Below are 1,062 nucleotides of genomic sequence, written 5' to 3' on the forward strand. Positions count from 1 at the left end.
CGCATTGAACAACAGGCTGGGGATCAGCAAAGCGATTGCTGCGGACCAAAGTGGCAAAGGTGCTAGGGCTGCCAACAGATAAGCGTCGTGGTAGCTAATTGAGAGATCACGATCGCTATTGACCACCGCGTGAATTAGCCAGCCCATTACAAAGAAGGTGAGCAGCTCGGCCAGGAATAGAATGGTCGTGATGAAGCGCCACTGCCGATCGGCGAAGCCTGGAGCGAAGATATCTCCGTAGTGTGTACCGGCATAATAGAGCATCACGGGTGGCAACAATGACATGGGCAGCACGATGCACCAAGCCAGAGTGGCGATTGAAGGATGGCGTTGCTGGAGGTCTTTCCATCCCGCTAAATGGGTAAAGGGCAGTTGAATAATGGTTAGAGGGTTCATTGTCTAGCCTCGCAGTCAGTTTTGATCGTTGTGAGCTTAAAATATCATGTCGTGATATTATATTCAGAATTAAGGCTAGTTTGTATTTTGTCAAGTATGAAGCTTGATTCCCTCTGTTTTAAGAGTGTGCAACCCATATCAGCAGCAGTGGTACATGCCCGTGTGAAATCTGAGAAGTCATAGCATCAGCCTACCTCTAGAACGGCTATGTCCTGGTGAAAATCGCACAGAGTGGTTAGGTACTATTAAGAAACCCAGCCGCGTTCTGGCTCGAATTAATTCGTAATCTTAAATTTACCAAGGGTATCGCTCTTGCCAAAAATTGACCTGTGGCAATGTTGCTAGAGGGATTCTTCTGCTAATCTTAAAAATGTAAATAATATGCATCTTAATAAACGTATGCCTTTTGGCTTCCCAGCCGAAGGTCGGATCTGACTAGCAAGGGAGTATGGCTTATGGCTGATGGACTGACTAAATCAGCGGCCCGCAATATTTTCTACGGCGGTTCGCTGTTCTTCTTCCTGCTCTTTGCTGCGCTAACGGCTCATAGTCATTGGTACATGGTCAATGTCTCCACGGACAGTGAAGGCCTTACCGATTCCGTGAAGCATGGCAAAGAAGTGTGGGAAAAGAACATGTGTATTAATTGCCATAGCATTATGGGAG

General features: G+C 46.9%; 1 protein-coding gene and 1 pseudogene. One reads left to right on the forward strand and one right to left on the reverse strand.

Annotation, left to right across the window (positions count from 1 at the left end; genetic code table 11):
- The coding region (locus tag ACN0IC_RS15775; RefSeq protein WP_416879697.1) for a YIP1 family protein at positions 1-396 on the reverse strand (396 nt) is incomplete at its 3' end.
- A 455-nt stretch (positions 397-851) separates the two neighbouring features.
- Here ACN0IC_RS15775 and ACN0IC_RS15780 point away from each other — a divergent pair.
- Positions 852-1,062: pseudogene (locus ACN0IC_RS15780) on the forward strand (cytochrome c); the annotation flags it as partial.

Source organism: Litorimonas sp. (assembly GCA_029936425.1).
Lineage (GTDB): Bacteria > Pseudomonadota > Alphaproteobacteria > Caulobacterales > Maricaulaceae > Litorimonas.